Annotated in this window: 20 protein-coding genes; 4 read left to right on the top strand and 16 right to left on the bottom strand. The window is 33.9% G+C overall.

The window, feature by feature from the left end; translation table 11 throughout:
• Window positions 1-121: 121 nt before the first annotated feature.
• From M0M44_RS15330 to aspA, 6 genes are all read right to left on the bottom strand, one after another.
• Window positions 122-1,069, bottom strand: a complete 948-nt coding sequence (locus M0M44_RS15330) for a bestrophin family protein (RefSeq protein WP_338030067.1) — start codon at window positions 1,067-1,069, stop codon at window positions 122-124.
• Window positions 1,070-1,254: 185 nt separating this feature from the next.
• Window positions 1,255-1,977 (bottom strand): hypothetical protein, encoded by a 723-nt coding sequence (locus tag M0M44_RS15325; protein ID WP_248726434.1) that lies wholly within the window; start codon window positions 1,975-1,977, stop codon window positions 1,255-1,257.
• Between the two features lie 82 nt (window positions 1,978-2,059).
• On the bottom strand, window positions 2,060-3,442 hold the full coding sequence (locus M0M44_RS15320) for a HAMP domain-containing sensor histidine kinase (RefSeq protein WP_248726433.1): 1,383 nt from the start codon (window positions 3,440-3,442) through the stop codon (window positions 2,060-2,062).
• 1 nt (window position 3,443) lies between these two features.
• The gene (locus M0M44_RS15315; RefSeq protein WP_095927634.1) at window positions 3,444-4,118 is read right to left on the bottom strand and encodes a response regulator transcription factor; all 675 of its coding nucleotides are present in this window, start codon (window positions 4,116-4,118) and stop codon (window positions 3,444-3,446) included.
• Between the two features lie 165 nt (window positions 4,119-4,283).
• Window positions 4,284-5,570 carry a BamA/TamA family outer membrane protein gene (locus M0M44_RS15310; RefSeq protein WP_248726432.1) on the bottom strand — a complete coding sequence of 429 codons (1,287 nt, stop codon included), beginning with the start codon at window positions 5,568-5,570 and terminating at the stop codon, window positions 4,284-4,286.
• Window positions 5,571-5,728: 158 nt separating this feature from the next.
• A complete protein-coding gene (aspA, locus tag M0M44_RS15305; protein ID WP_248726431.1) occupies window positions 5,729-7,138 on the bottom strand; it encodes an aspartate ammonia-lyase in 1,410 nt (469 codons plus the stop codon).
• A 158-nt stretch (window positions 7,139-7,296) separates the two neighbouring features.
• Here aspA and M0M44_RS15300 point away from each other — a divergent pair, with 158 nt between their 5' ends.
• A complete protein-coding gene (locus tag M0M44_RS15300; RefSeq protein ID WP_248726430.1) occupies window positions 7,297-7,875 on the top strand; it encodes a pentapeptide repeat-containing protein in 579 nt (192 codons plus the stop codon).
• Window positions 7,876-8,016: 141 nt separating this feature from the next.
• On the opposite strand, the gene M0M44_RS15295 is transcribed toward M0M44_RS15300, so the two are convergent.
• The 4 genes from M0M44_RS15295 to glyA all read right to left on the bottom strand — a co-directional run bounded on the left by M0M44_RS15295 (window position 8,017) and on the right by glyA (window position 11,791).
• On the bottom strand, window positions 8,017-8,514 hold the full coding sequence (locus M0M44_RS15295; RefSeq protein ID WP_248726429.1) for a GNAT family N-acetyltransferase: 498 nt from the start codon (window positions 8,512-8,514) through the stop codon (window positions 8,017-8,019).
• 2 nt (window positions 8,515-8,516) lie between these two features.
• Window positions 8,517-9,557, bottom strand: coding sequence for a GMP reductase (locus tag M0M44_RS15290; RefSeq protein ID WP_248726428.1), 1,041 nt, complete (start codon window positions 9,555-9,557; stop codon window positions 8,517-8,519).
• A gap of 230 nt (window positions 9,558-9,787) precedes the next feature.
• Window positions 9,788-10,381 (bottom strand): MiaE family protein, encoded by a 594-nt coding sequence (locus tag M0M44_RS15285; RefSeq protein ID WP_012025392.1) that lies wholly within the window; start codon window positions 10,379-10,381, stop codon window positions 9,788-9,790.
• A 135-nt stretch (window positions 10,382-10,516) separates the two neighbouring features.
• Window positions 10,517-11,791 carry a serine hydroxymethyltransferase gene (gene glyA, locus M0M44_RS15280; RefSeq protein ID WP_248726427.1) on the bottom strand — a complete coding sequence of 425 codons (1,275 nt, stop codon included), beginning with the start codon at window positions 11,789-11,791 and terminating at the stop codon, window positions 10,517-10,519.
• A gap of 109 nt (window positions 11,792-11,900) precedes the next feature.
• Here glyA and fahA point away from each other — a divergent pair, with 109 nt between their 5' ends.
• Window positions 11,901-13,187 (top strand): fumarylacetoacetase, encoded by a 1,287-nt coding sequence (gene fahA / locus M0M44_RS15275; RefSeq protein ID WP_248726426.1) that lies wholly within the window; start codon window positions 11,901-11,903, stop codon window positions 13,185-13,187.
• A 106-nt stretch (window positions 13,188-13,293) separates the two neighbouring features.
• Here fahA and M0M44_RS15270 read toward each other — a convergent pair whose 3' ends face one another.
• Entirely contained in the window at window positions 13,294-14,478 is a 1,185-nt protein-coding gene (locus M0M44_RS15270) for an endonuclease/exonuclease/phosphatase family protein (protein WP_248726425.1), read from the bottom strand.
• Between the two features lie 215 nt (window positions 14,479-14,693).
• Window positions 14,694-15,734: an agmatine deiminase family protein gene (locus M0M44_RS15265; RefSeq protein ID WP_248726424.1), complete on the bottom strand. Its 1,041-nt coding sequence runs from the start codon at window positions 15,732-15,734 to the stop codon at window positions 14,694-14,696.
• Between the two features lie 184 nt (window positions 15,735-15,918).
• On the opposite strand from M0M44_RS15265, the gene M0M44_RS15260 reads away from it, so the two are divergent.
• Both M0M44_RS15260 and M0M44_RS15255 read left to right on the top strand, forming a co-directional pair.
• Complete coding sequence (locus M0M44_RS15260; protein ID WP_248726423.1) at window positions 15,919-17,436, top strand: choice-of-anchor I family protein; 1,518 nt, start codon at window positions 15,919-15,921, stop codon at window positions 17,434-17,436.
• Window positions 17,437-17,638: 202 nt separating this feature from the next.
• On the top strand, window positions 17,639-18,898 hold the full coding sequence (locus M0M44_RS15255; protein WP_248726422.1) for an OmpA family protein: 1,260 nt from the start codon (window positions 17,639-17,641) through the stop codon (window positions 18,896-18,898).
• A gap of 319 nt (window positions 18,899-19,217) precedes the next feature.
• Here the strand turns inward: M0M44_RS15255 and M0M44_RS15250 are convergent, their stop codons facing one another.
• From M0M44_RS15250 to clpB, 4 genes are all read right to left on the bottom strand, one after another.
• Complete coding sequence (locus M0M44_RS15250; protein WP_095927649.1) at window positions 19,218-20,108, bottom strand: carbon-nitrogen hydrolase; 891 nt, start codon at window positions 20,106-20,108, stop codon at window positions 19,218-19,220.
• A 233-nt stretch (window positions 20,109-20,341) separates the two neighbouring features.
• A complete protein-coding gene (locus tag M0M44_RS15245) occupies window positions 20,342-20,752 on the bottom strand; it encodes a hypothetical protein (protein ID WP_248726421.1) in 411 nt (136 codons plus the stop codon).
• Between the two features lie 345 nt (window positions 20,753-21,097).
• Window positions 21,098-21,982, bottom strand: coding sequence for a DUF808 domain-containing protein (locus tag M0M44_RS15240; RefSeq protein WP_248726420.1), 885 nt, complete (start codon window positions 21,980-21,982; stop codon window positions 21,098-21,100).
• Between the two features lie 401 nt (window positions 21,983-22,383).
• Window positions 22,384-24,981: an ATP-dependent chaperone ClpB gene (gene clpB, locus M0M44_RS15235; protein ID WP_248726419.1), complete on the bottom strand. Its 2,598-nt coding sequence runs from the start codon at window positions 24,979-24,981 to the stop codon at window positions 22,384-22,386.
• Window positions 24,982-25,031 lie beyond the last annotated feature (50 nt).

Genomic DNA, 25,031 nt, shown 5'->3' with positions numbered 1-25,031 from the left:
CTATAATTCAATCTATGTTTCTATGTGTTTAAAAATCAATAGATCTTTATATAAAAAAAAACTGGACAGCGCAACTACACACTGTCCAGCCAACAATTAAAAGCAGACCAAAATTAAATAGTTATAAGACAAAATAAGCGTCTTTTTCGACTTTCTTAGGCTCATCTTTTAAGTCAAATTCTTTCAGGATATCAAACTCGCTTTGATATTCGTTCAGCATTTGTTTAATATTTTTTTCAATTGTATTTGCAATTGCGGTAACTGGAGTATCCGTTGGTCTGTTTTCAAACGGATCTTGCAAATGAATCGCCATTCTTTCGATCAAGAAGAAAGCAGCACCAATTGCTGTAATTAGAGGAATTGCAAACCAGCTTAAAACACTCGTTAATCCGAAAGGCAGTAGAAAAATGAACAAACACAAAGTCAATCTAATATACATACTGTATGTTGTTGGGAAAATCGTGTTTTTAATACGCTCACATTTTCCCATTTCATCACATAATCTAGATAAAGTATTATCGATTTCAACCTGCTGATACATGTTGATTTTCTTTTCGTTTTTAGCATTTCGTAAATCTCTCGCATGTAGCATCAAAATTGCATTTGGAACGTTTTGATGATTTTTGATGTATCTGATTTCTTCTTCGCTAATAAAACCTTCAATCGGTTTTATTGCATCTCTGTTTCGAAGCGACTGACCTAAACTGTAACACCATGCAATTTGTCTTTTAGCAAAATTTTCTTTGAATTCGCTTGCTTCAACAGAGAAATCTGGATCTTCATAAAACGTTAAAACCTGACGAATCAAAGTTCTAGAGTCGTTTACAACAGCACCCCAAACAATTCGCGCTTCCCACCATCTATCATAAGCCTGGTTTGACTTAAAAGCTAATAGTAAGGAAATTATGGTTCCGATCATAGTCGGAATGGCAATCGGGATATCTACAGGGAGATTGATGAAATAATGATGAAAAATCTCAAATAGTATGGTATACGCTAATACCAATACAATTTCTACTTTAATTTTCCCGAGAACGTACTTCATTGGTATTCTTTTCTTTAATAACATATTTTCGGTCTTAAATTAATATTGCGGTTTTTACTTCTTAATGATTACTCTTTAGTAATTAGTCTTAGTCAAGTGTGATTAGTTTTTAGATTTATTGCATCTTTAAATTGGTTAAATCAGTAAAATTAGCGGAGGCTAGAACAAGAACAATTCCCATTAACTATCAACTATCAACTATTTACTAACTAAACCATCTCTTCGTACAATGAAAGAACAGGAAGCCCTAGTTTTTCATTGACATTTTCTTTTTTCGATTTTTTAAATTTGATTTTTTCGCCTTTTCTGGTTTCTACCAACATATCAATATTATGTTTTGAAATCGCTTCCGATAAGAATGGAGCGACTTTTTCGTAGTCGTCTTCAAAACTAGCAGTTTGACTTACGATCTCAAAAGAGAAATTGGCGCTCAAAAAATCTTGAACATCTTTTACATGAATGTTCATACTAGAATTTTCTACATAAAGTGCTTTATGAAAAACTTCTTTATTAATCTCTGTGCTTAAATGAAGAATTGGGCATTTCTGATTTCCTGCCAATTGCACCAAATACTGGTGTATCTTTTTGGTTTCTTGTTTATAAGAATGGGTAAGAATGACCAATTTGACTGAAAAGGCTTCAATTAGCCTTTTAAAAATTGGTGCTGAAAGTCCGTATTGATTATGAACTTTTAATTTTATGTTTGAAGTGTGTTCAACAATATATCGGCAAGTTTCTAGAACTTCTTCCTGACTTCTAGTGAGTCCAGATTTCATTTCTCTTAAAAAACCAGAAGAAGAAAAAGTATCGGGCGCTTCCGAAACTAATACTAAAATAATTTCTGATTCCGCATTTTTGGACTGATTCACCGCAGATTTAACAGCAGAGATTGTATCATCTTTTAAAGTCGTAGGTATAAGAAAGTTTTTCATAAGTACATCTTTTAGTTTATACTTACAAAATAACTGTCCGCAAATTAGACCTTAATTAATCTAAAATTAGAATTTTCTAAAATTAAACATTAGATTTTTTAATGTTGCCTTTTTTAAAGATAATCGTGACGATTGTTCCTTTATTTTGCTCCGACTGCACTTGAAGTTCGCCATCATGCATTCTAATGATTTTAGAAGCTAATGGAAGTCCCAACCCGTATCCTATATACTTGGCAGCGATTTTACCTCTAAAGAAAGGTTCATACAAATGCGGAATATCCTCGGGCGGAATTCCGATTCCAATATCATTAATCGATATTTTAATCATTTCTTTATTAGCAGAAAGACTCACAAAGACTTCATTGTTATCAGAATACTTTACTCCATTGGTAATAATATTATTGATTGCTAATTCTAAAAGCGGTTTATTGCATGGGAGCAATAATAGATTCGAATCTTCTGGAGCAAAATTAAGCCTAATGCTTACGCGGTTATCTGGATAAATTTTATCTAAATCTGATTTTACATCCAATAACAATTCGTCCATTCGAGCAATATCAGACACTTGTTTTTGTCCGTCGTAACCCGTTTGAGTCAATTTCAGCAAGCTTTCCGTTAAGTTTCCTAATCTTGAGGCCTGACTGTAGATATTTTGCAGAGATTCGATATATTCTTGTTGCTCTCTTTCTTTAAGCAGCATAATTTCTGCTTCGGCAATAATAGTTGTAATTGGCGTTTTTAATTCGTGAGATGCATTATTAATAAAGTTGGCTTGAATCTCAAAAGAAGTTTCCAAACGATCCAGCATGTTATTAAAAGTATTGGTCAAATCTGAAATTTCATCAGAATTTTTTACTTCAGGCAAACGATTATGAAGATTAGAAGCACTAATTCTTTTTACTTCTTTTGTAATTCTTGCAACTGGATCGACAACGCGTTTTGCTAAAAATCGTCCTAAAAGAAAAGCTAGAATCACAAAACCGATTCCGCCAAAAAGCATAATTTTAACAATATAAACAGTCGTATCTTTTCCTTTTCGATCTCTTGCCCCAACAATTACAATATATTTTTGATTGTTTTCTTGAAAAATCTGTCCTAAATAATATTTGTTATCTCTTTCAAAAGAATCTTTTCCTGTTCTTAAAATATTGGTATAAAAAGAGTTTGGAAGATTGAGATTGGTATTGTAATCAAAACTATTATGACTGTTGATTTTCAGTACGTATTCTTCTTCCTCGATCAATTCTTCAAGACCATTCTTTTTAAGGTTCTTGTAATATTTGATCTTTTCTGGGTCTTTTTGAAAATGAATAGAAGAAACAATTTTTGCTCTATCATCCAGACGCTTCAAAAAATGATAACGATTGTTTTCTCTAAACAGGAAAAATACGATGATACACAATAGCGAAGTACTAAAGGTAGAAAGAGCAACGTAATTAAAAGTAATTTTTTTTCTAATATCCATATTATGGTTTTATAACATACCCCAAACCTTTCATAGTATGAATAAGTTTGGACGAATAAGGCTTATCTATCTTTCTTCTTAAGTATGTAATATAGACATCAACAACGTTGGTATTCATATCAAAATTAATATCCCAAACATTGTCCAAAATCTGATCGCGAGATACGATTCTACCTGTATTTTTTGCTAAATAATATAAAAGTTTGAATTCTTTGGCCGTTAAAATGATGTTTTCTCCATCTCTTTTAACGGTTTTGGCGCGTCCGTTTATTTCTAAATCAGCAATTGTGATGGTATCTATTTTTTCTGTTTCCTGTTGTGATCTTCTGTACAGCGCATTTATTCTGGCATCTAATTCGCCAAATTTAAAAGGCTTAACCAAATAATCGTCGGCACCAGCATTTAATCCTGTTACAATGTTTTCTGAGGTTCCTAAAGCCGTTAAAAGCAAAATTGGCACAAAGTTTTTTGCAGCGCGGAGTCTTCTGCAAATTTCAATTCCATTAACATCAGGAAGCATAACGTCTAAAATCACTACATCGAAGGTATAATTATGAATCATCTCCATAGCCGTTTTACCGTCCATTGCAACGCTTACTTCATTATTATTTTCTGCAAATCCTTTTCTTAATATTGATAATAGATTTGGTTCGTCTTCAACTATAAGTAATTTCATCTTAAGAAGTTTGTATATACAACAAAAATAAGAATACAATTTAACATAATTTGGCACATCATTACAAATTATGATTTAATTATGAAGAATCAAAAAAGCAGACATCATAGCCTACTTTTTGATATTATTTTGCACTTAAAGTTTTCTGATTCCTAATTTTTGAGATTAAAAAGTCTCTCCAGCATTCAAATAGAATCCTTTAGAATTGTTACCCCACGCATAATCCAAAATCAGATTCGTTTTGGAAGCTTTATCAATTAAGATTCTCAAACCAACACCAGCCGCTGGTTGTATTGATTTGAATAATTTTAAATCATTATCAGAATTACTGGCTGTCACAAAATTGGTAAAAACCGTACCGCTTAACAATTGATTGCATGTAATGGGAAACCTAAATTCTGTAGACAAATAAACCAACCCATTTCCTCTAAATAATCCCTGCGTATACCCTTCTCCACTCCTGCTGCGCTGATCCCAGCCAATTGCAGGAAGATTTAAATACGGAACTTTTCCTCTAGTCACAAATTGCCCGTACGTCCAAATAGCTAAAATATAATGTGGATTTTTATGAGAAACAGGAATAAAATGACGGTATTCTGCAAAAAGGACATTGCTATAATCTTGATTATTAAACAATACAGGATTAAATCTATAATTTATATTGGCAAACCAGCCTTTTGATGCATTTACTTGATTATCTCGCGAATCGTGAACTAGATTTAGACTTACACCATTCAAGAAATATTCAGAATTATCAAATCCGTATTTTTGGCTATAATTGTAATGGTACGTATATTTTCCGTTTGCAACATCTAATTGCTCATCTTGTATCCTTGAGTACCAGTCAATATTAATACCTCCTCCAATATAGTAGTTCTCTTTGACCTCAAAAGAAACCGTTTGATGAAACTTCAAATAATTATAATCCATTGCTTGAGCAAGAGAATCTACACTAAAACCTGGAGGTCGATCACGTCTGGGCGGAATGATATCGGTTCCTAAACCATAATTGGGCTGCGAAAACAAGTATAAACGATAATCTCCACTCAAAAAGATTTTATTATTCTTCAGCAAAATATTGTTTTTAATGTTAACCAGCCACTGATTTTTTACCGTATAAGTAATCCCTATGTTGGCAATTGAGTACTTATCTTTTTCTTCTTCTCCTTTAAAGGTATATTGAGCCACAGCACCAAAAAAGAAACCTGTAGCAGGCTGTGAACCAATTGCTGGAATTAATAAAAAGAAATTGTTCTTTGTTGGTTTAACAACCAAAGCATCGTCTTTTTTCTTAAAAAGATCAAATAACGTTTTAGGAGGACAGATCGTTGGAGTTTCGATTTCAGGATTTTTAATTTCCTCTTGAGCAGATAAATTAAAAGAAATAATTAATAGTAATCCTAAGATTTTAGACTTGTACTTAACGGCATTATTTTGAAAAAAAAGTACCATTTACGAAGTTTTGTTTTAGAAATAAAAATCAAGCTCATTGTAAATATAAGTCTTATTTTCAACATCTTAAGCACTGATACAAAATAATTTAAAAAATATTTTAACAAAAAAAGCCGTCAAAAAAAATTGACAGCTTTAATTTATACTATTGCTATTTTTTATTTAGTGATAAACTTTGGATGAATTAGATTTTCTAAAGAATAAATCTCATCCCATTTTTCCTGTGTAATTAATTTACGTTCTAAAACAGCAATTTGATGCACACTTTTACCTGTTTTTAACGCTTCTCCAGCAATACTTGCACTTTCTTCGTAACCAATAATCGGGTTCAATTGCGTTACGATTCCGATACTATTCATAACCATATTATAGCAATGGTCAACATTTGCAGTGATTCCGTTGATACATTTATCAATTAAAGTCTGAATCGCATTTGAAAGATAATCTAACGAAGTAAACATCGCAAAAGCAATAACGGGCTCCATTACATTCAATTGCAATTGTCCTGCTTCTGCCGCCATTGTAACCGTTAAATCTTGTCCAATCACATAGAAACAAGTCTGATTTACCACTTCTGGAATTACCGGATTTACTTTTCCTGGCATAATAGACGAACCTGGTTGACGTGCGGGAAGATTAATCTCATTTAAACCCGTTCTCGGTCCAGAACTTAATAACCGTAAATCATTACAGATTTTAGAAATCTTAACCGCAGAACGTTTTAATGTTCCCATAATCTGAACGTAAGCGCCTGTATCTACCGTTGCTTCAATCAAATCTGGCGAAAGCGTTAAAGGAATTCCAACCTCATCTGCCAAATATTTTACACAGATTTCTGGATACCCTTCGGGAGCATTTACTTTTGTCCCAATGGCTGTTGCGCCCATATTGATTTCCAACAATAATTCTTGAGCATTTTTCAAACGCTGAATATCTTCGCCAATTGTTGTTGCATAAGCTTTAAATTCTTGCCCTAAAGTCATTGGTACCGCATCTTGAAGCTGCGTTCTTCCCATTTTTAGAACTTCTTTGAACTCCTCTCCTTTTTTGGCAAAAGCAACTTCTAAACCTGCTAAAGTTTTGATGAAGCTGTCCATTTTCAAATACAAAGCAATTCTAAATGCTGATGGGTATGCATCGTTTGTAGACTGAGAACAATTTACATGATTATTTGGATGAAGAAACTGGTATTCTCCTTTTTTATGACCTAAATATTCTAATCCAATATTGGCAATAACTTCGTTTGCATTCATATTTACCGAAGTTCCAGCGCCACCCTGAATTAAATCACTCACAAATTCCTGATCAAATTTACCAGCAATAACCTGATCGCTTCCATAACAGATTGCTTCTGCTATTTTTGCATCAATAGCACCACAATCTTTGTTGGCTAAAGCTGCAGCTTTTTTTACATAACCTAAAGCTTTGATGAATAAAGGTTCTTTTGAAATCGGAATTCCTGTAATATTGAAATTCTCTACAGCTCTAAAAGTCTGGATTCCGTAGTATAAATGATTCGGAATTTCTAATTCTCCTAAAAAATCATGTTCCTTTCTTGTTGGTTCCATATAATAAAAATTGATATGTTTTAACTTAAAAAATAAGTGTAAAGCTACAGCATTTTATGGATTAAAAATGAGAATGGAATCAAAATCATTTATAATTTGTTCTCATTTTTCTATGGTAAATTATTACCTTTTCACCTTCAAATAATTATCGAAAAAGATTGAAAAAAGAAAGCGAATATTTTCTTGATAAAGAATACAATACGATTGTTTACACCAAAGATGATCTTAATTTTAAAGACTTCGAATGCTGTGTTTTTAACAATTGTAACTTCTCTGCTTGCACTTTTTTGGCCGTTACTTTTATCGATTGTGTTTTTAATAACTGCATTTTCAGTGAAGCAAAAATTAATTATGTTGCTTTTAGAACCGTAACTTTTAATCGCTGCGAAATTAAAGAAGTGAATTTTGCGATGTGTGACAAACTCATTTTTGAAGTTCGCTTTAATGATTGCATTTTGGATTTCTCCAAGTTTTACACTTTAAAACTAAAAGGAACTCCATTTACTAATTGCAGTTTAATAGCAGTAGATTTTATGGCAGCTGATTTAACAGGCGTTTTATTTGACAACTGCGATTTGTATCGTTCTGAATTCAACAAAGCCATAGCCAATAAAGCCGATTTTAATACAAGTTATAATTACACTATTGATCCTTCTAAAACGAAACTGAAAAAAGCTGTTTTTTCTTTGAAAGAATTGAAAGGGTTATTGTTTAAGCATGATGTGATTGTGAGTTGAATGAGCCAAATACCTACAGTTTGTCATTCCGAGGAACGAGGAATCACACTCGAAACTCGACAAAGATTGGCGATTTACTTTGCAGAAATACTTGTGTGATTTCTCCTTCGTCGAAATGACAAGATTAAGAAAAAACTACTTTTAAATATTTTTCCCCATCACATAATCTTCCATTAAATACCCATTTCCAATTTCTATATCAACCGTTTCTTTGATTTCGAAACCTAGTTTTTTGTAGAAATTCAACGCCGTGTTAAATCGGTTTACATTTAATAAAAGTTCTTTTGAATTATTTTCTAAAGCCATTTTTGCAATTTCTTCAAACACTATTTTGCCGAAACCTTTTCCTTGTGTTTCTGGCAGAAGATATATTTTATGAATTTTGGTAATTGCTTCGTTTTTATAATTATGCTCAATTCCTATGAAGCCAATTACTGATTCTGTATCAGAAATTAAATAAAACAACTGTTCTTTATTCTGGATTTGTTTTGATAATGCTTCATTAGAATATATCATATCCAACATATATTCTAATTGTTCTGCAGTTAGAATTTCGCCATAAGTAATTGGCCAAGTTATATGTGCAATTTCTTGAATTTTAGCTATATCTTCAAGAGATGCTTCGGTAATTGTAATCATATTTATTTTGTAAAAACTTGATTTTCTTGTTCGCTTACGCGGATGAAAGTTGTTCTTTTTGTTAATTCTTTTAATCTTGAAGCTCCTACATAAGTGCAAGTACTTCTAATTCCTCCCAATATATCTAAAACAGTATGAATAACGTCTCCTTTAAACGGAACTTGAACTGTTTTCCCTTCACTGGCTCTGTATTCTGCAACACCTCCAGCATGTTTCTCCATTGCAGTTTTAGAGCTCATTCCGTAAAATTGTTTGAATTTTTCGCCTTTTACTTCTATTAGTTCGCCTCCACTTTCTGTGTGTCCTGCAAGCATACCGCCAAGCATAACAAAATCAGCTGCAGCGCCAAAAGCTTTGGCAACATCGCCGGGAGTTGTGCATCCGCCATCACTTATAATGTGTCCGCCTAAACCATGAGCTGCGTCGGCACATTCAATTATAGCAGATAATTGTGGATAACCAACACCTGTTTTAACTCGGGTTGTGCAAACCGAACCTGGACCAATTCCGACTTTTACGATATCGGCTCCAGCCAAAAGTAACTCTTCGGTCATTTCGCCCGTAACTACATTTCCGGCAATAATGATTTTATCTGGATATTGTTTTCGGGTTTTCTTTAAAAACTGAACAAAATGTTCCGAGTAACCGTTTGCAACATCAATACAAATAAATTTCAGCAATGGATTTGCAGAAATTATTGCACCTATTTTATCAAAATCTTCTTTCCCTGTTCCTGTGCTTACGGCAATATAATCATAGAAATCTGGAGTTACATCTTTTAGAAATACATTCCATTCTTCTAATGTGTAATGTTTATGAATGGCCGTAAAGAGTTTTTCTTTTGCTAAAACTTTCGCTATTTCAAAAGTTCCTACGGTATCCATATTGGCAGCCATTATCGGAGTTCCTGTCCAAGATGCTGTGCTGTGCAAAAATTTGAAATTTTGCTCTAAAGAAACTTCAGAACGGCTTTTAAGCGTTGATCTTTTAGGTCTAAACATTACATCTTTAAATCCTAATTTCAGGTCCATTTCTATTCTCATAGTTCGAGATTTTGGTTACTCTCAAATATAGGGAATTTTAGATTTTAGAATGTAGATTTCAGATTTAAATTATTGGGTAAATAGAACACGGATTAAACGGATTCGCTTTCGCGAAAACGCAGATTTTCACGGATTTTTTTATTTCACCGAGATCCACTAAGATTTCACAAAGATTCACAAAGTTTATCAACTTGGAACTTGAAACAAAAATAAACCTGAAACAAAAAACTTTATCCGTGTATCGTCTCTCCTTTTCCGTAATTGGTAATGATTGATTCTTCAAAAGCTAACCATTCTCTCCAGCGTTTTTCAACATCGATTCCTGTTCCGTATTTACGTGCGTAGGTGATGAAAGTTGTATAATGTCCTGCTTCGCTTTCCATTAATTCTCTATAAAACACAGCAAGTTCTTCGTCTTTTATGTTTTCAGAAAGAACTTTGAAACGTTCACAGCTTCTGGCTTCAATCATCGCAGAGAATAATAATCTTTCTACCAATCCAGAAACACGGCTTCCGTCACCGCTTCTTTTCATGTATTGATATAATTCGTTTACGTAATCATCTTTACGCTCACGCCCTAGTTTTAGTCCTCTTTTGATAATGATATTATGAACTTGTTCAAAATGATCAATTTCTTCTTTAGCTAAAGCCAATAAATCTTTCACTAAATCTTGATGTTCAGAATTATTCGTAATAATCGTAATCGCGTTTGTTGCCGCTTTCTGTTCGCACCAAGCGTGATCTGTCAAGATTTCTTCAATATTTTTCTCAACAATATTTACCCATCTTGGGTCGGTTGGCAATTGTAATCTTAATACGCCCATTTTTTTAATTTGTTTCAGGTTTATTTTGTTTCAGGTTTCAAGTTTCTTATCTAAACGAAAAAAGTTTAAAGTTTCATAATACGCTTATTTACGCATTACAAAACTTTAAACTTGAAACCTTAAACTTTAAACTAATTAATACGCAAAAATTGGTCTTTCGCTCATTAATTCGTTTACTTCTTCAGCAACTTCTTCAATAACGTCTTCATTTGTGTGATCAGTAAGAACTTTATCGATTAAAGCTACGATAGTTTCCATATCTTTTTCAACTAAACCACGAGTTGTGATTGCAGCTGTTCCAACACGGATTCCAGACGTGATAAATGGAGATTTATCGTCAAAAGGAACCATGTTTTTGTTTACTGTAATTTCAGCTTTTACTAATGCGTTTTCAGCTTCTTTACCAGAAATATTTTTATTTCTTAAGTCAATAAGCATCATATGGTTATCTGTTCCGCCAGAGATAATATTATAACCTCTTTTTACGAAAGCATCAGCCATTGCGTTTGCATTTTTTTGCAATTGCATTGCATAAGTAAAGAACTCATCTTTAAGCGCTTCACCGAAAGCAACCGCTTTAGCAGCGATAATATGCATTAACGGTCCACCTTGATTTCCTGGAAAAACAGCTAAATCCAACAATGAAGACATCATTCTGATTTCTCCTTTTGGAGTCGTTAATCCTTGTGGATTTGGGAAATCTTTCCCCATTAAAATAAGACCTCCACGTGGCCCACGTAATGTTTTGTGAGTTGTTGTAGAAACAATATGACAATGTGGAATTGGATCGTTTAATAATCCTTTTGCTATAAGACCAGCTGGGTGAGAAATATCAGCAAATAAGATCGCTCCTACGCTGTCAGCAATTTGTCTGAAACGAGCAAAATCCATATCACGAGAATAAGCCGAAGCTCCAGCGATGATTAATTTTGGCTGTTCTTTAGTTGCAATTTCTTGAATTTTATCATAATCTAAACGACCAGTTTCAGCATCTACACCGTAAAAAACTGGGCGATATAAACGTCCTGAGAAGTTTACTGGAGAACCGTGAGTCAAGTGACCACCGTGAGATAAATCGAAACCTAAAATAGTATCACCAGGATTTAAACAAGCGTGATAAACAGCTGTGTTTGCCTGAGAACCTGAGTGAGGCTGTACGTTTGCATATTCAGCTCCAAATAATTCTTTAGCTCTATCAATAGCAATCTGCTCAATAACGTCAACTACTTCGCAACCGCCGTAGTATCTTTTGCCAGGATAACCTTCAGCATATTTATTAGTTAAAACAGACCCTGCTGCTGCCATTACTTCATCACTTACAAAATTCTCAGAAGCAATAAGCTCTAGTCCGTGAATTTGTCTTTCTTTCTCCTCTTGGATAAGATCAAAAATTTGTTCGTCGCGTTGCATTTTTTTGTTTTTCGTTAATTTCACGCAAAAATACAAAAAAACGTTTGTCAAACTGCTAGATTATGATATATTTGACAAGTAATTTTTCAACAAATAATTAACATTAAACATGCCAATAACTGCCAACGATACCAGTAGAAAATCATGGTTAGAAGTGCCAGAAAATAGCGACTTCCCCATTCAGAATATTCCTTTCGGTGTATTTCTTACTAAAGAAAATGTCGTTACCGTAGGAACGAGAATTGGCGATTACGCCATAGATTTAGGGGCTTTACAGCAATTAAACTATTTTGAAGGAATAGAATTAACCGATGATATGTTTATGCAGGATACGCTAAATGATTTTATTTCTGACGGAAAAAAAACATGGCGTTTGGTTCGAAATCGTATCGCAGAGATATTCGACGAGACTAATCCACAATTAAGAGATTCAACAAAACATAGAGATATTGTTATATTTAAAATTGAAGATGTAGAGATGCAACTTCCAGTTTTAATTGGCGATTACACCGACTTTTATTCTAGTAGAGAGCACGCTACAAACGTGGGTAAAATGTTCCGCGATCCAGACAATGCTTTGTTGCCCAACTGGCTTCACATTCCGGTTGGATATCATGGAAGAAGTTCTACCATTGTTCCCTCTGGAATTCCAGTTCACAGACCGATGGGACAAACTTTGCCAGCTGGACACGACACGCCTGTTTTCGGTGCTTCCCGTTTAGTAGACTTTGAATTAGAGACTGCTTTTATTACAACAGATGTAAATGTAATGGGCGAAAATATTTCAACTTATGAAGCTGAAGATTATATTTTCGGAATGGTTTTACTAAATGATTGGAGTGCTCGCGACATTCAAAAATGGGAATATGTGCCGCTTGGGCCATTTTTAGCTAAGAACTTTGCGACTTCTATTTCACCTTGGATTGTGACTATGGATGCTTTGGAACCTTTTAGAACAAAAGGGCCTAAGCAAGATCCAACTCCGCTTCCTTATTTGCAGACCAAAGGGAAAAAAGCTTTTGATATCCATTTGGAAGTTTCCTTAAAACCTGAAAATCAAGAAGAAGAAACTGTAATTTCAAGATCTAACTTCAAATATTTATACTGGTCCATGAGTCAGCAGTTAGCACATCATACTTCTAATGGATGCCGTGTAAACTCTGGAGACATGATGGGTTCTGGAACAATTTCTGGTCCAACTCCTGATAGTTTTGGTTCAATGCTAGAATTAACTTGGGGAGGAAAAAATCCGTTAAAGCTAAAAGACGGAAGCGAACGTAAATTTATTGAAGATAATGACACTGTAATTATTCGTGGATTCTGCGAAAATACGGAAGTAAGAATTGGTTTTGGAGAAGTTTCTAGCCAATTACTACCTCCTTTTATCAAACAATGAAGAGCAGATAAATCTGAAGAGATATAAAAAATAAAAAACCTTGGTATGGCCAAGGTTTTTTTTTATGATTTAATTTAATCTCGTAAAATTAAAAGACGAAGTTTATTTATTCCAAAACTACCTTTACCCAAACCAAACGATGATCTGAACTAGATTCCCGTTTTTCAACTAATTCCGACATTGATTCGCCTTTGGCAGGCCAAAAAACACCGCTGCTGACAACCCTAAATCCAAGTCTGGACGGCAATACATAATCAGCGCGCATTCTCCAAAAGGCAGTATGGTTAATTCCAAAAGGATTTTCAGGACTATATTCAGCACCACCCTTACTTGCAGGCGTGAAATCGCTATTGATTTTCGGATTATCTATTAAAGACTTTATACCTTCTCTAATAGCGTTTCCTTCAACTGGCGAAGCATTTTGATCACCTAATATAACAAATTGAGAATTCGGAGGTAAACCACCTTTAATGCCTTTATCATCATATATATACGAAGCCGAATTGTCTGAAATATAGTCTTTCCAGAATCGGATTTCATCATGATTTCTTTTCCCATTGCGATCTTCAGCACCGTCAAAAGTAGGAGGAGTTGGATGACTTACTAAGATATGAACTGTTTTATTACCAATCTGGACAGGAACATCCCAGTGAGATTTTGAAGATAAAGGAAATTCCTTCCATGCTTTCTTGCTATACCAATCCGATCCATCTGGTTTTTTGGTAAGCAATGCTCCCGGCATATCTTTCCATTTAAAATGTTGAAAAGTACGAACAGCCGCAGCATCAATAGGATATTTCGACAAAAGCATCATTCCATATTGACCAGGATACATACCAAATCCCCATGCGTCATTTCCAAAATTATCCAATTTTCCATCATTGTTCAAATCGTAAGGACTTGGCTGGCCAGTATTCACTGTTGAATAATAGTAGTAAGGATAATCAATAGGTGTTGCTCCACCTTGGCTCACCTTTAAATAATTTTTAATAAACGCCTTTACACCAAGTTCAGGGTCTTTAATATAATCAAACTCGTTTAATAGAATAACATCTGGCCTAACGGTCTGAATAATTTGGGCGATATTTCTGATTTGAGTATTATGCCCTGAATTAAGTTGATAAATCAATATTTGCTCCGATTTTCCCATTGCGCCTTTGGGAGAATAATTATCAGATTCCATACTTACATTGTAGGTAGCAAATGTAAGTTCATTTTTTTCATGTGAATCAGACTGCGAAAAAAGAACTCCGGAAGAAAGCACGGAAAGGATAAAAAATATTTTCTTCATATAAAATTAAATCTGCATTCCTGCATTATTGAACATACGAATATAAGAAGGATGTTGGAACACGTGGCAAATCTGTCTGTTAAATATACAACAAAAAAAAGCTGCCACTTTTGGTGACAGCTCAAATAATATGAGAAAGTCTCTCTATATCTGATAATTTTATCACAGATTAAAAAAGATCAAAGTGATTTTTTTTTAATCTTTGGCAACAATTTTTATGCAGGAATCTGCTGACTTAAACAATGTAAAGTTCCAAATCCCCAAATAAAATCAATACAACTTATACCGATTACTTCTCGATCAGGGAAACATTCTGCTAATATATTTAAAGCTATTCGATCATTACTATCATTGAATGTAGGCACTAAAACACAATTATTCAAGATCAAGAAATTTGCGTAACTTGCTGGTAAACGTAAATCTTCAAAATCTACACGTTTTGGCATTGGTAACGCTACAATTACTGGTGCTTTTCCGTTTTCTAATTTTGCGTTTTGCAAACGTTTCAAGTTATCCTGTAAAGGTTTATAGTTTGCGTCATTTTTATCCGTTTCTACAATCGTGACAATTGTATCTTCATTTACAAATCGGCATAAATCGTCAATATGACCGTGTGTGTCGTCACCTTCAATTCCGTCTCCTAACCAAATTACATTGGTTACTCCAAGATATTCTTTAAAAACGGCTTCGTAATCTTCTTTAGTAAAGCCAGGATTTCTCACCTGAATTGTTGGGTGCATTAGACACTCTTCAGAAGTTAGTAAAGTTCCTTTTCCGTTTACATCAATTGCTCCTCCTTCAACAATTACAGGTTTTCCTTTGTACATCACCTGAGTTAACGGAACATCAATAAAATCTGCTACTTTACCAGGAACAAATTTATCCAACTGATAGTTTTTATATTTTGCCCAGCCGTTAAAATTAAAATTCAATGCTTCTCTTTTTGAACCATTTTTTACGATAATTGGTCCTGAGTCACGCATCCAGCTTCTATTGGTTTTGTGAATAATATAAGAAACGTTTTTAAGGTTTACATTTGCTCTTTCAAGCATATCAGCTACTTTTTCTTTTAGCTTTTCATCGGCAACCACTAAAAAAACAGTTTCAAAAGTCGCAACTTTTTTAATAAACTCTACAAAAGCCCATTGAACCGCTTCGTACTTTCCTGGCCAATCGTTACCATTGTGCGGAAAACACAATACAATTCCTTGTTGTTTTTCCCATTCTGCTGGAAATCTTCTATTATTTGTTGACATAAATACGTTCTAATTTAGAAAGTGCAAAGATAAGCATTCGTTAGGATTTTAAAACATCTAAACCACAATCGTATGTTATTTCACAAAAAATATCCTGCAAAAATAAAGTTAAAGATTAAATAATACATCCTTAATATTTAACAGAGCATCCAGATTTACTTTTGCGAAAACTAAAAACTAACACATGAAAAATTTATCAATCTCATTATTAGCTGCTCTTTTTATATTAGCAAGCTGTAACAATGATGAAAATTCTAACAACGAACCAGAAGTTGTTGTAAACGAAAACCCTGGAACTTTTAAAGAAATTGGTTCTATTACAATTGGCGGAGAAGCTGCCGCAGAAATCTCTGCTTACTGCGAAAAAACAAAAAGACTTTTTACTGTAAATAATAGCGGTGTAAATCAAATTGATGTTATTGATATCGCTGACCCGACAAAACCAATTAAAATAGGAAAAATTGATTTAGTTGCTTACGAAGGAGCTGCAAACAGTGTTTCTGTTTTTGACGGAAAATTGGCTGTTGCTTTAGAATCTTCAGTAAACAAACAAGGAAACGGAAAAGTGGTTATTTTTAACACTTCCGATTATAGTTTAATCAAACAGGTTACCGTTGGTGCATTGCCAGATATGATTACTTTTTCTCCAGATGGAAAATACATCATGACAGCTAATGAAGGTGAACCAAATACCGACTATTCTCAAGATCCAAACGGAACAATTTCTATTATTGAAACTAGCACTTACAATGTCACAACTTTAGATTTTAGCTCGTTTGCGAGTCAAGCAGAAGCATTAAAGAAAGACGGATTTAGAGTTTCAAAATTTGCTAAGAGTTTCGCCCAAGATATCGAACCAGAATATATTACTATTTCTGATGATTCCAAAACTGCTTGGGTAACTTTACAAGAAAATAATGGCGTTGCAAAAGTCGATTTAACTTCAAAAACTATTACAGCAATTTATCCTTTAGGTTTAAAAGATTACAATACTGCTGAGAATGCAATTGATGTAAGCGATAGCGATAACAAAATTGCTTTTAATCCGTGGAAAGTAAAAGGGCTTTATATGCCAGATGCTATCAGCCATTATACGGTAAATAATATTCCTTATTTTGTTACTGCTAATGAGGGTGACGCAAGGGAATATAACGCTTATACTGATGTAAAACGTATGAAAAGCATGACGCTTGATGCAACCGCTTTTCCAGATGCTGCTACTTTAAAATTAGACACTAACTTAGGAAGACTAAACCTTATTACTGATATGGGTGATATTGACGGAGACGGAGATTTAGACGAAATGGTAAGTTTTGGAGGAAGATCATTCTCTATTTGGAATGGAAATACTGGAAAAATCGTTTTTGACAGCAAAAATGATGTTGACAAAAAGACTAATGAAATTGGTACATACGACGATAAAAGAAGTGATGACAAAGGTTCTGAGCCAGAAGCTGTAGTTGTAGCAAAAATGGGAACTCAAAACATTTTATTTGTTGGTTTAGAAAGATCTGATGCATTTATGGTGTATGATGCTTCAAATCCAACTTCTCCACAGTATTTACAAACGGTAAAAACAGGTGACGCACCAGAAGGTTTATTATTCATTCCAGCTTCAAAGAGTCCTACAAAAAGAAGCTTATTGATAGTAAGTAGTGAAGGAGATGGATCTGTTAAAATTTATCAGCCTGATTTGAAATAATTAATACTTTTTTAGTAGAGCAAAAGGACAAAATGTGAATTTTGTCCTTTTTTTATACTTTCTATTGTACTTATTTTAACGTATTTACATAATTAAAAGCCAAAAGATGGGAATTATGTAAGGGTATATACAACGCATTCTAAGATTCGACTTTTAATTTTGTTCATGAGTTTAAAATAAAAACAATTTAATTTTTGATATCATGAAAAAGAAATTAGTATCAGTATCCTTATTATTACTATCATTTGCTGCAGGCGCTCAAAATATGGCTACCACTTCTACCAAACCTAACGTAGATCAAGAATACAACAAATGGTCGATCGAACTAAATGGTGGTGTTAACAAACCAACCAGAACAATGACTCCAGGTTATACTACGGAATCATTGAACTTTTTTCACGGAGATTTAGGTGTGAGATATATGTTTAATCCAAAATTTGGGGTAAAATTAGACGTTGGTTACGACCAATTTAAAGAGAAAAAAGACACGCCAGACTTTGAAAGCCGTTACGTTAGAGCAAGTTTACAAGGGGTTATTAACGTGGGACGTGCTTTAAATTTTGAAACTTGGACAAATACAATCGGTCTTTTGGCGCATGGTGGTTTTGGAGTTTCTCAAATTAGTACCGAAACAGGATTTGGAGGACAAGACTACATGGCTCACGGAATTGCCGGTTTAACTGGACAAATCAAATTAAGCGATCGTGTAGCTTTAACAGGAGATCTTACTGGAATTGTAAACGGAAGACAAAATTGGAACTTTGACGGAATGGGTAACACCTCAACCGGTTCTTTTGATGGTGTTTTACTAAACGCTTCTGTTGGTTTGACGTTCTACTTAGGAAAAAATCAAAAACATGCTGACTGGGTTGGTGAAGAAGATAGAATTGGTGAATTGGAAAAAAGAGTGGACTTAATCGAAACTGGTCTTATCGATACAGACAAAGATGGAGTTGCTGATTTATACGATTTAGAACCAAATAGCATTGCAGGAGTTGCTGTTAACACAAAAGGACAGTCTATTGATACGAATCAAAATGGTGTGCCAGATGAGTTAGAAAGCTATTTAGACAAAACTTACGAAAAGAAAGGCGCTGGAACAGCTACAAACAATACTGTTGAAGAATTAATTAACGGTGGTTATGTAAACGTTTATTTCGATTTCAATTCGTCTAAACCAACAAACGCATCTTTATCAGGTGTAGATTTCTTAGTGAAATACTTGAAAAACAATCCAGGAAAATCGGCTGATATTATTGGTTATGCTGATGAAATCGGAAATTCAAACTATAACACTGAATTATCTAGAAAAAGAGCTGAGGCTGTTAAAAAAGTAGCCGTAAATGCAGGAATTGACGCATCAAGATTGAATGTAATTGCTAACGGAGAAGATACTTCTGTTAACAAAAATTCTAAAGAGGCACGTCAGATCGTGAGAAGAGTTACTTTCCAAGTGAAGTAATACATATAAAGCTAAAAACAAGAAAAGGAGCTATTCAATTGAATGGCTCCTTTTTATTTATAAAAACAGCGTTTAAAAACCTAAATTTTGAATACTGATTATAAAGCCTCGAAGAAGTTAAATATTACAGCAAATAACAAATGTTTATAATATAAAGCTCCGTCGGAGTGACATGCTCTTTGGAAACTTATATATGTCGCTCCTCTGTAGCTTTTCCATTTGTCTTATTGAAATCTATAAATATTTAGCTTCTCTTAAGCTTGCATAAAAAAAGGACAAAATTCACATTTTGTCCTTTTTTTATATTTAGATAAATTGATTATTTATCGATTGCTCTTTTTGTAATATCTCCAAAAGCATCAATTCTTCTGTCTCTGAAGAACGGCCAGTTTTGACGAACGTTTTCTTGCAAGTCCAAATCAACCTCAGCAATTAAAATTTCTTCTTTATCATGAGAAGCTTGAGCTAAAATTTCTCCTTGCGGTCCTGCAATAAAAGAAGCTCCCCAGAACTGAATTCCTTCTGTTCCTTCAAGATATTTTTCTAAACCAATTCGGTTAGCTGCTGCTACAAAAACACCATTTGCTACTGCATGTCCTTTCATAACGTTCATCCAAGCACCATATTGATTTTCTCCATATTGTTCTTTTTCTTTAGGATGCCATCCAATTGCTGTTGGATAGAATAAAACTTCTGCTCCTTTTAAAGCTGTAATTCTAGCAGCTTCTGGATACCATTGATCCCAGCAGATTAAAGTTCCAACTGTTCCTTTTTTAGTTTCGATTGCTTGGAAACCTAAATCACCTGGAGTGAAATAGAATTTTTCATAAAAATGAGGATCGTCTGGAATATGCATTTTACGATACAAGCCAGCTTCTGTTCCGTCAGTATCAATGATGTAAGCACTGTTATGGTAGATTCCAGCCATTCTTTTCTCAAAGAAAGGAACAATAATTACTACTCCTAATTCTTTTGCCAATTCGCTGAATGCAATAAATGAAGTACTGTAAAGTGGTTCTGCTAATGCAAAATTATCTACATCTTCACTTTGACAAAAATAATGACTGCTATATAATTCAGGAAGTAAGATTACCTCAGCACCTTGACTTGCAGCATCTCTTACCCAGCTGATACATTTTTTAAGATTGTTCTCGGCAACATCATTTAGATTTAACTGAATAACCGATATTTTATACTTTCTTTTCGCCATGACATAAAATTTAGAGTGCAAAAGTAGTAAATTTTAAAGGAATGTCAAAGTGAAGTGCTCAAGCGTAAGCATGAAATTAAGATCATCATCAATATGCCCGTTTTTTAGATTATAAAATAATAAACTGCAACTTAATATTACACCCCATACTGCATTAAAAAAAGCCATTTACATTGAATAAAAATCTCTGTAAAATGGCTTTTCAACCTAAAAAAATTCAACTAAGCTTGTTGTTATTCTATCACTACTTTTTGAGTAAGGAATTCTGTTTCTGATTTTTTAAACTTGATTTCAAAAGTTCCCTTAACTTTAGATGAAAATTTGTAAACTGTTTTCTTAGGATCTGGCACTTGTTGCGTACAAACTTCTGAAGGATATTTTGCAATTACTTGAAGACCTTTTACATCTCCAATTGTCACTTCTGAGATCTTATCAAATTCAGCACAAGCGTTATCTACTACATACGTTACATCATAGCTTAATTCGTCGTTTACTTTTCCTGTTGCTGGCCCTTTAATTTCGGTTACCAAAGCTGCTTTTGTTGTTGGAGCTGGCGTTTTGTTATCATCATCGCTACTGCATGAAGCAAATGCAATTGATAAAAATAATACTACTAAACTAGATTTTAAACTAAAACTTTTCATATAAAATAATAATTAATTGTTAATTACTATGAAGATGTCGCTCGGTTACAATGGTTGCTTTAAATAAAATGTTAAAAATTCAACCGCTACATTAAACAGTTACAAATCAATATTTTATTCATTAAAAAAATATTCCACATTTACCTAAATTTCTTATAAAAAATAGAATTTCATGGCTCAACCCCGATAGAAATGGCATCCTTTTTTGATCCCGATAACTATCGGGATAAAAAAAGATATAGCAAATAGCGGGACTAAACTTGATCTGAAAATTTTGTTTTTGCTCCAAAAAAAAAAACATCAGCCATTACACTGATGTTTTCTTGTATATCTATGTTGGTTCGATTAAACCGTTTTCTTTTTGAAAACCTTTTTAAACAAGTTAATAACCAAAAGAACCGCAAATCCTAAAACCAATCCTACTACAAATTCTTTAATAATAGCCGGCATTTTGATTTCTTCTGATAAATGATGAAAATAAGGGATGTAATGCACAAAGATTCCACCTGCTACCAAAAGTAAAGCGATAGTTCCAATTATAGTTAACCCTTTAATTACCAAAGGAAGTGCTTTTACTAAAACATTGCCTATCACTGCAGAAATGCTTTTTTCACTTTTACTAAATTTAATCAGTTTATATCCTGCTTCATCCATTCTAACAATAAGAGCAACAATTCCGTAAACACCAATTGTAGCTATTACAGCAATAATAGAAGTAACTATGATCTGCTGTGTTAGGGGTTCTTCTATAACAGTTCCTAACGCGATAATTACAATTTCTACAGAAAGAATAAAGTCTGTTATAATAGCAGATTTAATTTTTGTTTTTTCAACAGCTAATATTTGTTCTTCAGTAAGAGCTTCTTCTGTAATACCTTCTGATTCTTCATGTTTGTGAGGAACTATAAACTCATACACTTTTTCTGCTCCTTCGTAAGCTAAAAACAGACCGCCCAACACCAAGATAACAATGATTGCCACTGGAAGAAAAGCACTTAATAAAAAAGCAATAGGAAGTATAATGATTTTATTAAGCAAAGAGCCCTTACTAATTGCCCAAAGAACAGGAAGCTCTCTTGATGATGCAAATCCTGAAGCTTTTTCAGCATTTACAGCCAAATCATCTCCTAGAATTCCAGCTGTCTTTTTTGCTGCAATTTTACTCATTACTGCAACATCATCCATAATTGCTGCTATATCATCTAGTAGAACGAAAAAACCTGAAGCCATCTTTTAAATTTGTTATTTTTTTGTGACGCGAATCTATACATTTTGTTTGGATCTTCCCAAAAATATCACATCAAAATTTCTGTTTTTATTCCTAATTTTCTGTAATGCTCATCCTTAGCTACATTGTCCCAAAAGAACCCATAAAATAATGAAAACTATGATTGTTCCGAAACAGCCGCCTCCTAACTTTTTAGCTCCATATCCTGCTAGTAACCCTCTAAATATATTATTCATGATTGTAAATTTTAATTAATAATTTGCTGATTTTTATAAATTTAAATTTCCTCTTTTTTTGAAAATATCTTGTTATATGAATTGAGTAAAAAGTTTCAAAATTTATAGCAAAAAAAAGCACCAGTTAAAAACTGATGCTTTTCAAGATTAACTTGTAAAAAAAATAATTAACTAGCAGTCTGGTTTCTAAAAACCAACTTGCCATCAAAAGCATCTAATAAAATGATGCTATCTGTTGTTATGTTTCCAGCCAAAATCTCTTTTGACAATTGATTTAAAACTTCTCTCTGCACGACACGTTTTACTGGTCTTGCTCCAAACTGAGGATCATATCCTTTGTCTGACAAGTAAGCAATTGCTTCTGGAGTCGCATCCATTGTAATTCCTTGTAGTGCCAGCATTTTTGTAACGCTCTTAAGCTGTAAGCCTACAATTCTTGAAATATTATCTACTGTAAGCGGTGTAAACATTACAATCTCATCGATACGGTTGATAAACTCTGGACGCACAGTTTGTTTCAATAATCCTAAAACTTCGTTTTTGGCCGCTTCTGTTGCTGCTTCTACTCCACCTTTCAGATTTTCGAATTTCTCCTGAATAATCTGGCTTCCCATATTAGAAGTCATGATGATAATCGTATTTTTAAAATCAGCCAAACGTCCTTTGTTATCTGTCAATCGACCTTCGTCTAGAACTTGCAATAAAATATTGAAAGTATCTGGATGCGCTTTTTCGATCTCATCCAACAAAATTACAGAATATGGTTTTCTACGAACCGCTTCTGTCAATTGCCCACCTTCATCATAACCTACATATCCTGGAGGCGCACCAACCAAACGGCTCACACTATGACGCTCCTGATACTCACTCATATCTATACGCGTCATGGCATTTTCATCATCAAAAAGATATTCAGCCAAAGCTTTTGCTAATTCGGTTTTACCAACTCCGGTTGTTCCTAAGAATAGAAATGTCCCAACAGGTTTTTTCATATCCTGCAAACCCGCACGGCTTCTACGCACAGCATCGCTCACCGCTTCTATAGCTTCCTCCTGACCTACTACACGCTTGTGCAATTCGTCTTCTAAATGCAATAGTTTTTCTCTTTCCGTTTGAAGCATTTTGGTTACTGGAATTCCAGTCCATTTTGCTACCACTTCTGCAATGTCTTCTCTAGTAACTTCTTCTTTAATTAAAGAATTTCCAGATTGAAATTCCTGCAATTGTTTTTGCAATGTTTCTTGACGTTCTTGCGCTTCTTTTATTTTTCCGTAACGTATCTCAGCTACTTTTCCGTAGTCGCCATCACGTTCTGCACGTTCTGCTTCGTATTTAAAGTCTTCAATTTCGTGTTTTACAGCCTGAATTCCGTCAACGATATCTTTTTCCTGTTTCCATTTAGCATAGATTTCGTTTCGTTCTTCTTTCAGGTTAGCCAATTCCATACCCAAAATTTTCAGCTTGCTTTCTTCTTTTTCACGTTTAATGGCTTCAATCTCAATTTCTAACTGCATGATTTTACGATCCAAAACATCTAATTCTTCTGGTTTTGAATTGATTTCCATACGCAGTTTAGAAGCCGCTTCATCCATTAAGTCAATCGCTTTATCTGGTAAGAAACGATTGGTAATGTAACGCTGTGAAAGTTCCACTGCTGCAATAATTGCCTCATCTTTAATTTGAACTTTATGATGCGTTTCATATTTTTCTTTAATTCCACGAAGAATCGAAACCGCACTTTCTGTATCTGGTTCGTCAATTAAAACCTTTTGGAAACGTCTTTCAAGTGCTTTATCCTTTTCGAAATATTTTTGATATTCATCTAAAGTTGTAGCACCAATTGCTCTCAATTCTCCACGAGCCAAAGCTGGTTTCAAGATGTTCGCCGCATCCATTGCACCTTCACCTCCACCTGCTCCTACAAGCGTATGAATTTCATCAATAAATAAAACGATATCACCTTCTGCCGATGTAACCTCTTTTACAACCGATTTTAAACGCTCCTCAAATTCTCCCTTATATTTCGCACCAGCGATTAAAGCTCCCATATCAAGAGAGAAAACAATTTTTTCTTTTAAGTTTTCTGGAACGTCTCCATCCACAATTCTATGCGCTAAACCTTCTGCAATAGCAGTTTTACCAACTCCAGGTTCACCAATAAGCATTGGGTTGTTTTTTGTTCTACGAGTTAAGATTTGCAATACACGACGGATTTCTTCGTCACGGCCAATAACCGGATCTAGTTTTCCTGTTCTAGCTAATTCGTTTAGGTTTTTAGCATATTTATTTAGCGAATTGTAGGTTTCTTCTGCTGAAGCCGAAGTTACTCTTTCGCCTTTACGCAATTCTTCAATAGCCGCTTTCAAACCTTTTCCTGTAACTCCCTGATCTTTTAAAATCTGGGAAACTTTACTTTTTGAGTCAAAAATGGATAAAATTAAATGTTCGATCGAAACATATTCGTCGTTCATTTTTTGTGCAATAATTTCAGCTTCATTCAAAGCTTTATTAGCGTCTCTTGAAAGCAAAATATCACCTCCCGAAACTTTTGGAAAACTCTGAATTGTAGCATCTAAAAGTTGTAAAAACAATGGCACATTTACATTTAATTTTTTCAAAATAAATGGTGCTACGTTTTCGTCAACTTCAAAAATAGCTTTGAAAATGTGTTCATTTTCAATTTGTTGCTGACCATTTCGTTGCGCTAATTGCTGCGACAACTGAATGGCTTCCTGCGATTTGATTGTAAATTTATTTATATTCATATTTTTTTGATTTGATTGATTTAACTGTTTAAAATATATAGGATTAAAGT

This window comes from Flavobacterium humidisoli, from assembly GCF_023272795.1.
GTDB lineage: Bacteria > Bacteroidota > Bacteroidia > Flavobacteriales > Flavobacteriaceae > Flavobacterium > Flavobacterium humidisoli.
Note: the sequence above shows the minus strand (reverse complement) of the source record. Positions and strands in the feature narration are given on the sequence as shown.

Excerpts from the sequence above, each read along its gene's own strand:
- M0M44_RS15320 (WP_248726433.1), bottom strand. The coding sequence starts at position 3,442 with ATGGATATTAGAAAAAAAATTACTTTTAATTACGTTGCTCTTTCTACC.
- M0M44_RS15240 (WP_248726420.1), bottom strand. The coding sequence starts at position 21,982 with ATGGCTTCAGGTTTTTTCGTTCTACTAGATGATATAGCAGCAATTATG.
- M0M44_RS15270 (WP_248726425.1), bottom strand. The coding sequence starts at position 14,478 with ATGAAGAAAATATTTTTTATCCTTTCCGTGCTTTCTTCCGGAGTTCTT.
- M0M44_RS15260 (WP_248726423.1), top strand. The coding sequence starts at position 15,919 with ATGAAAAATTTATCAATCTCATTATTAGCTGCTCTTTTTATATTAGCA.
- M0M44_RS15290 (WP_248726428.1), bottom strand. The coding sequence starts at position 9,557 with ATGAGAATAGAAATGGACCTGAAATTAGGATTTAAAGATGTAATGTTT.
- M0M44_RS15255 (WP_248726422.1), top strand. The coding sequence starts at position 17,639 with ATGAAAAAGAAATTAGTATCAGTATCCTTATTATTACTATCATTTGCT.
- aspA (WP_248726431.1), bottom strand. The coding sequence starts at position 7,138 with ATGGAACCAACAAGAAAGGAACATGATTTTTTAGGAGAATTAGAAATT.
- M0M44_RS15310 (WP_248726432.1), bottom strand. The coding sequence starts at position 5,570 with ATGGTACTTTTTTTTCAAAATAATGCCGTTAAGTACAAGTCTAAAATC.
- M0M44_RS15330 (WP_338030067.1), bottom strand. The coding sequence starts at position 1,069 with ATGTTATTAAAGAAAAGAATACCAATGAAGTACGTTCTCGGGAAAATT.
- clpB (WP_248726419.1), bottom strand. The coding sequence starts at position 24,981 with ATGAATATAAATAAATTTACAATCAAATCGCAGGAAGCCATTCAGTTG.
- M0M44_RS15295 (WP_248726429.1), bottom strand. The coding sequence starts at position 8,514 with ATGATTACAATTACCGAAGCATCTCTTGAAGATATAGCTAAAATTCAA.
- M0M44_RS15325 (WP_248726434.1), bottom strand. The coding sequence starts at position 1,977 with ATGAAAAACTTTCTTATACCTACGACTTTAAAAGATGATACAATCTCT.
- M0M44_RS15315 (WP_095927634.1), bottom strand. The coding sequence starts at position 4,118 with ATGAAATTACTTATAGTTGAAGACGAACCAAATCTATTATCAATATTA.
- M0M44_RS15250 (WP_095927649.1), bottom strand. The coding sequence starts at position 20,108 with ATGGCGAAAAGAAAGTATAAAATATCGGTTATTCAGTTAAATCTAAAT.
- glyA (WP_248726427.1), bottom strand. The coding sequence starts at position 11,791 with ATGCAACGCGACGAACAAATTTTTGATCTTATCCAAGAGGAGAAAGAA.
- fahA (WP_248726426.1), top strand. The coding sequence starts at position 11,901 with ATGCCAATAACTGCCAACGATACCAGTAGAAAATCATGGTTAGAAGTG.
- M0M44_RS15245 (WP_248726421.1), bottom strand. The coding sequence starts at position 20,752 with ATGAAAAGTTTTAGTTTAAAATCTAGTTTAGTAGTATTATTTTTATCA.
- M0M44_RS15265 (WP_248726424.1), bottom strand. The coding sequence starts at position 15,734 with ATGTCAACAAATAATAGAAGATTTCCAGCAGAATGGGAAAAACAACAA.
- M0M44_RS15285 (WP_012025392.1), bottom strand. The coding sequence starts at position 10,381 with ATGGGCGTATTAAGATTACAATTGCCAACCGACCCAAGATGGGTAAAT.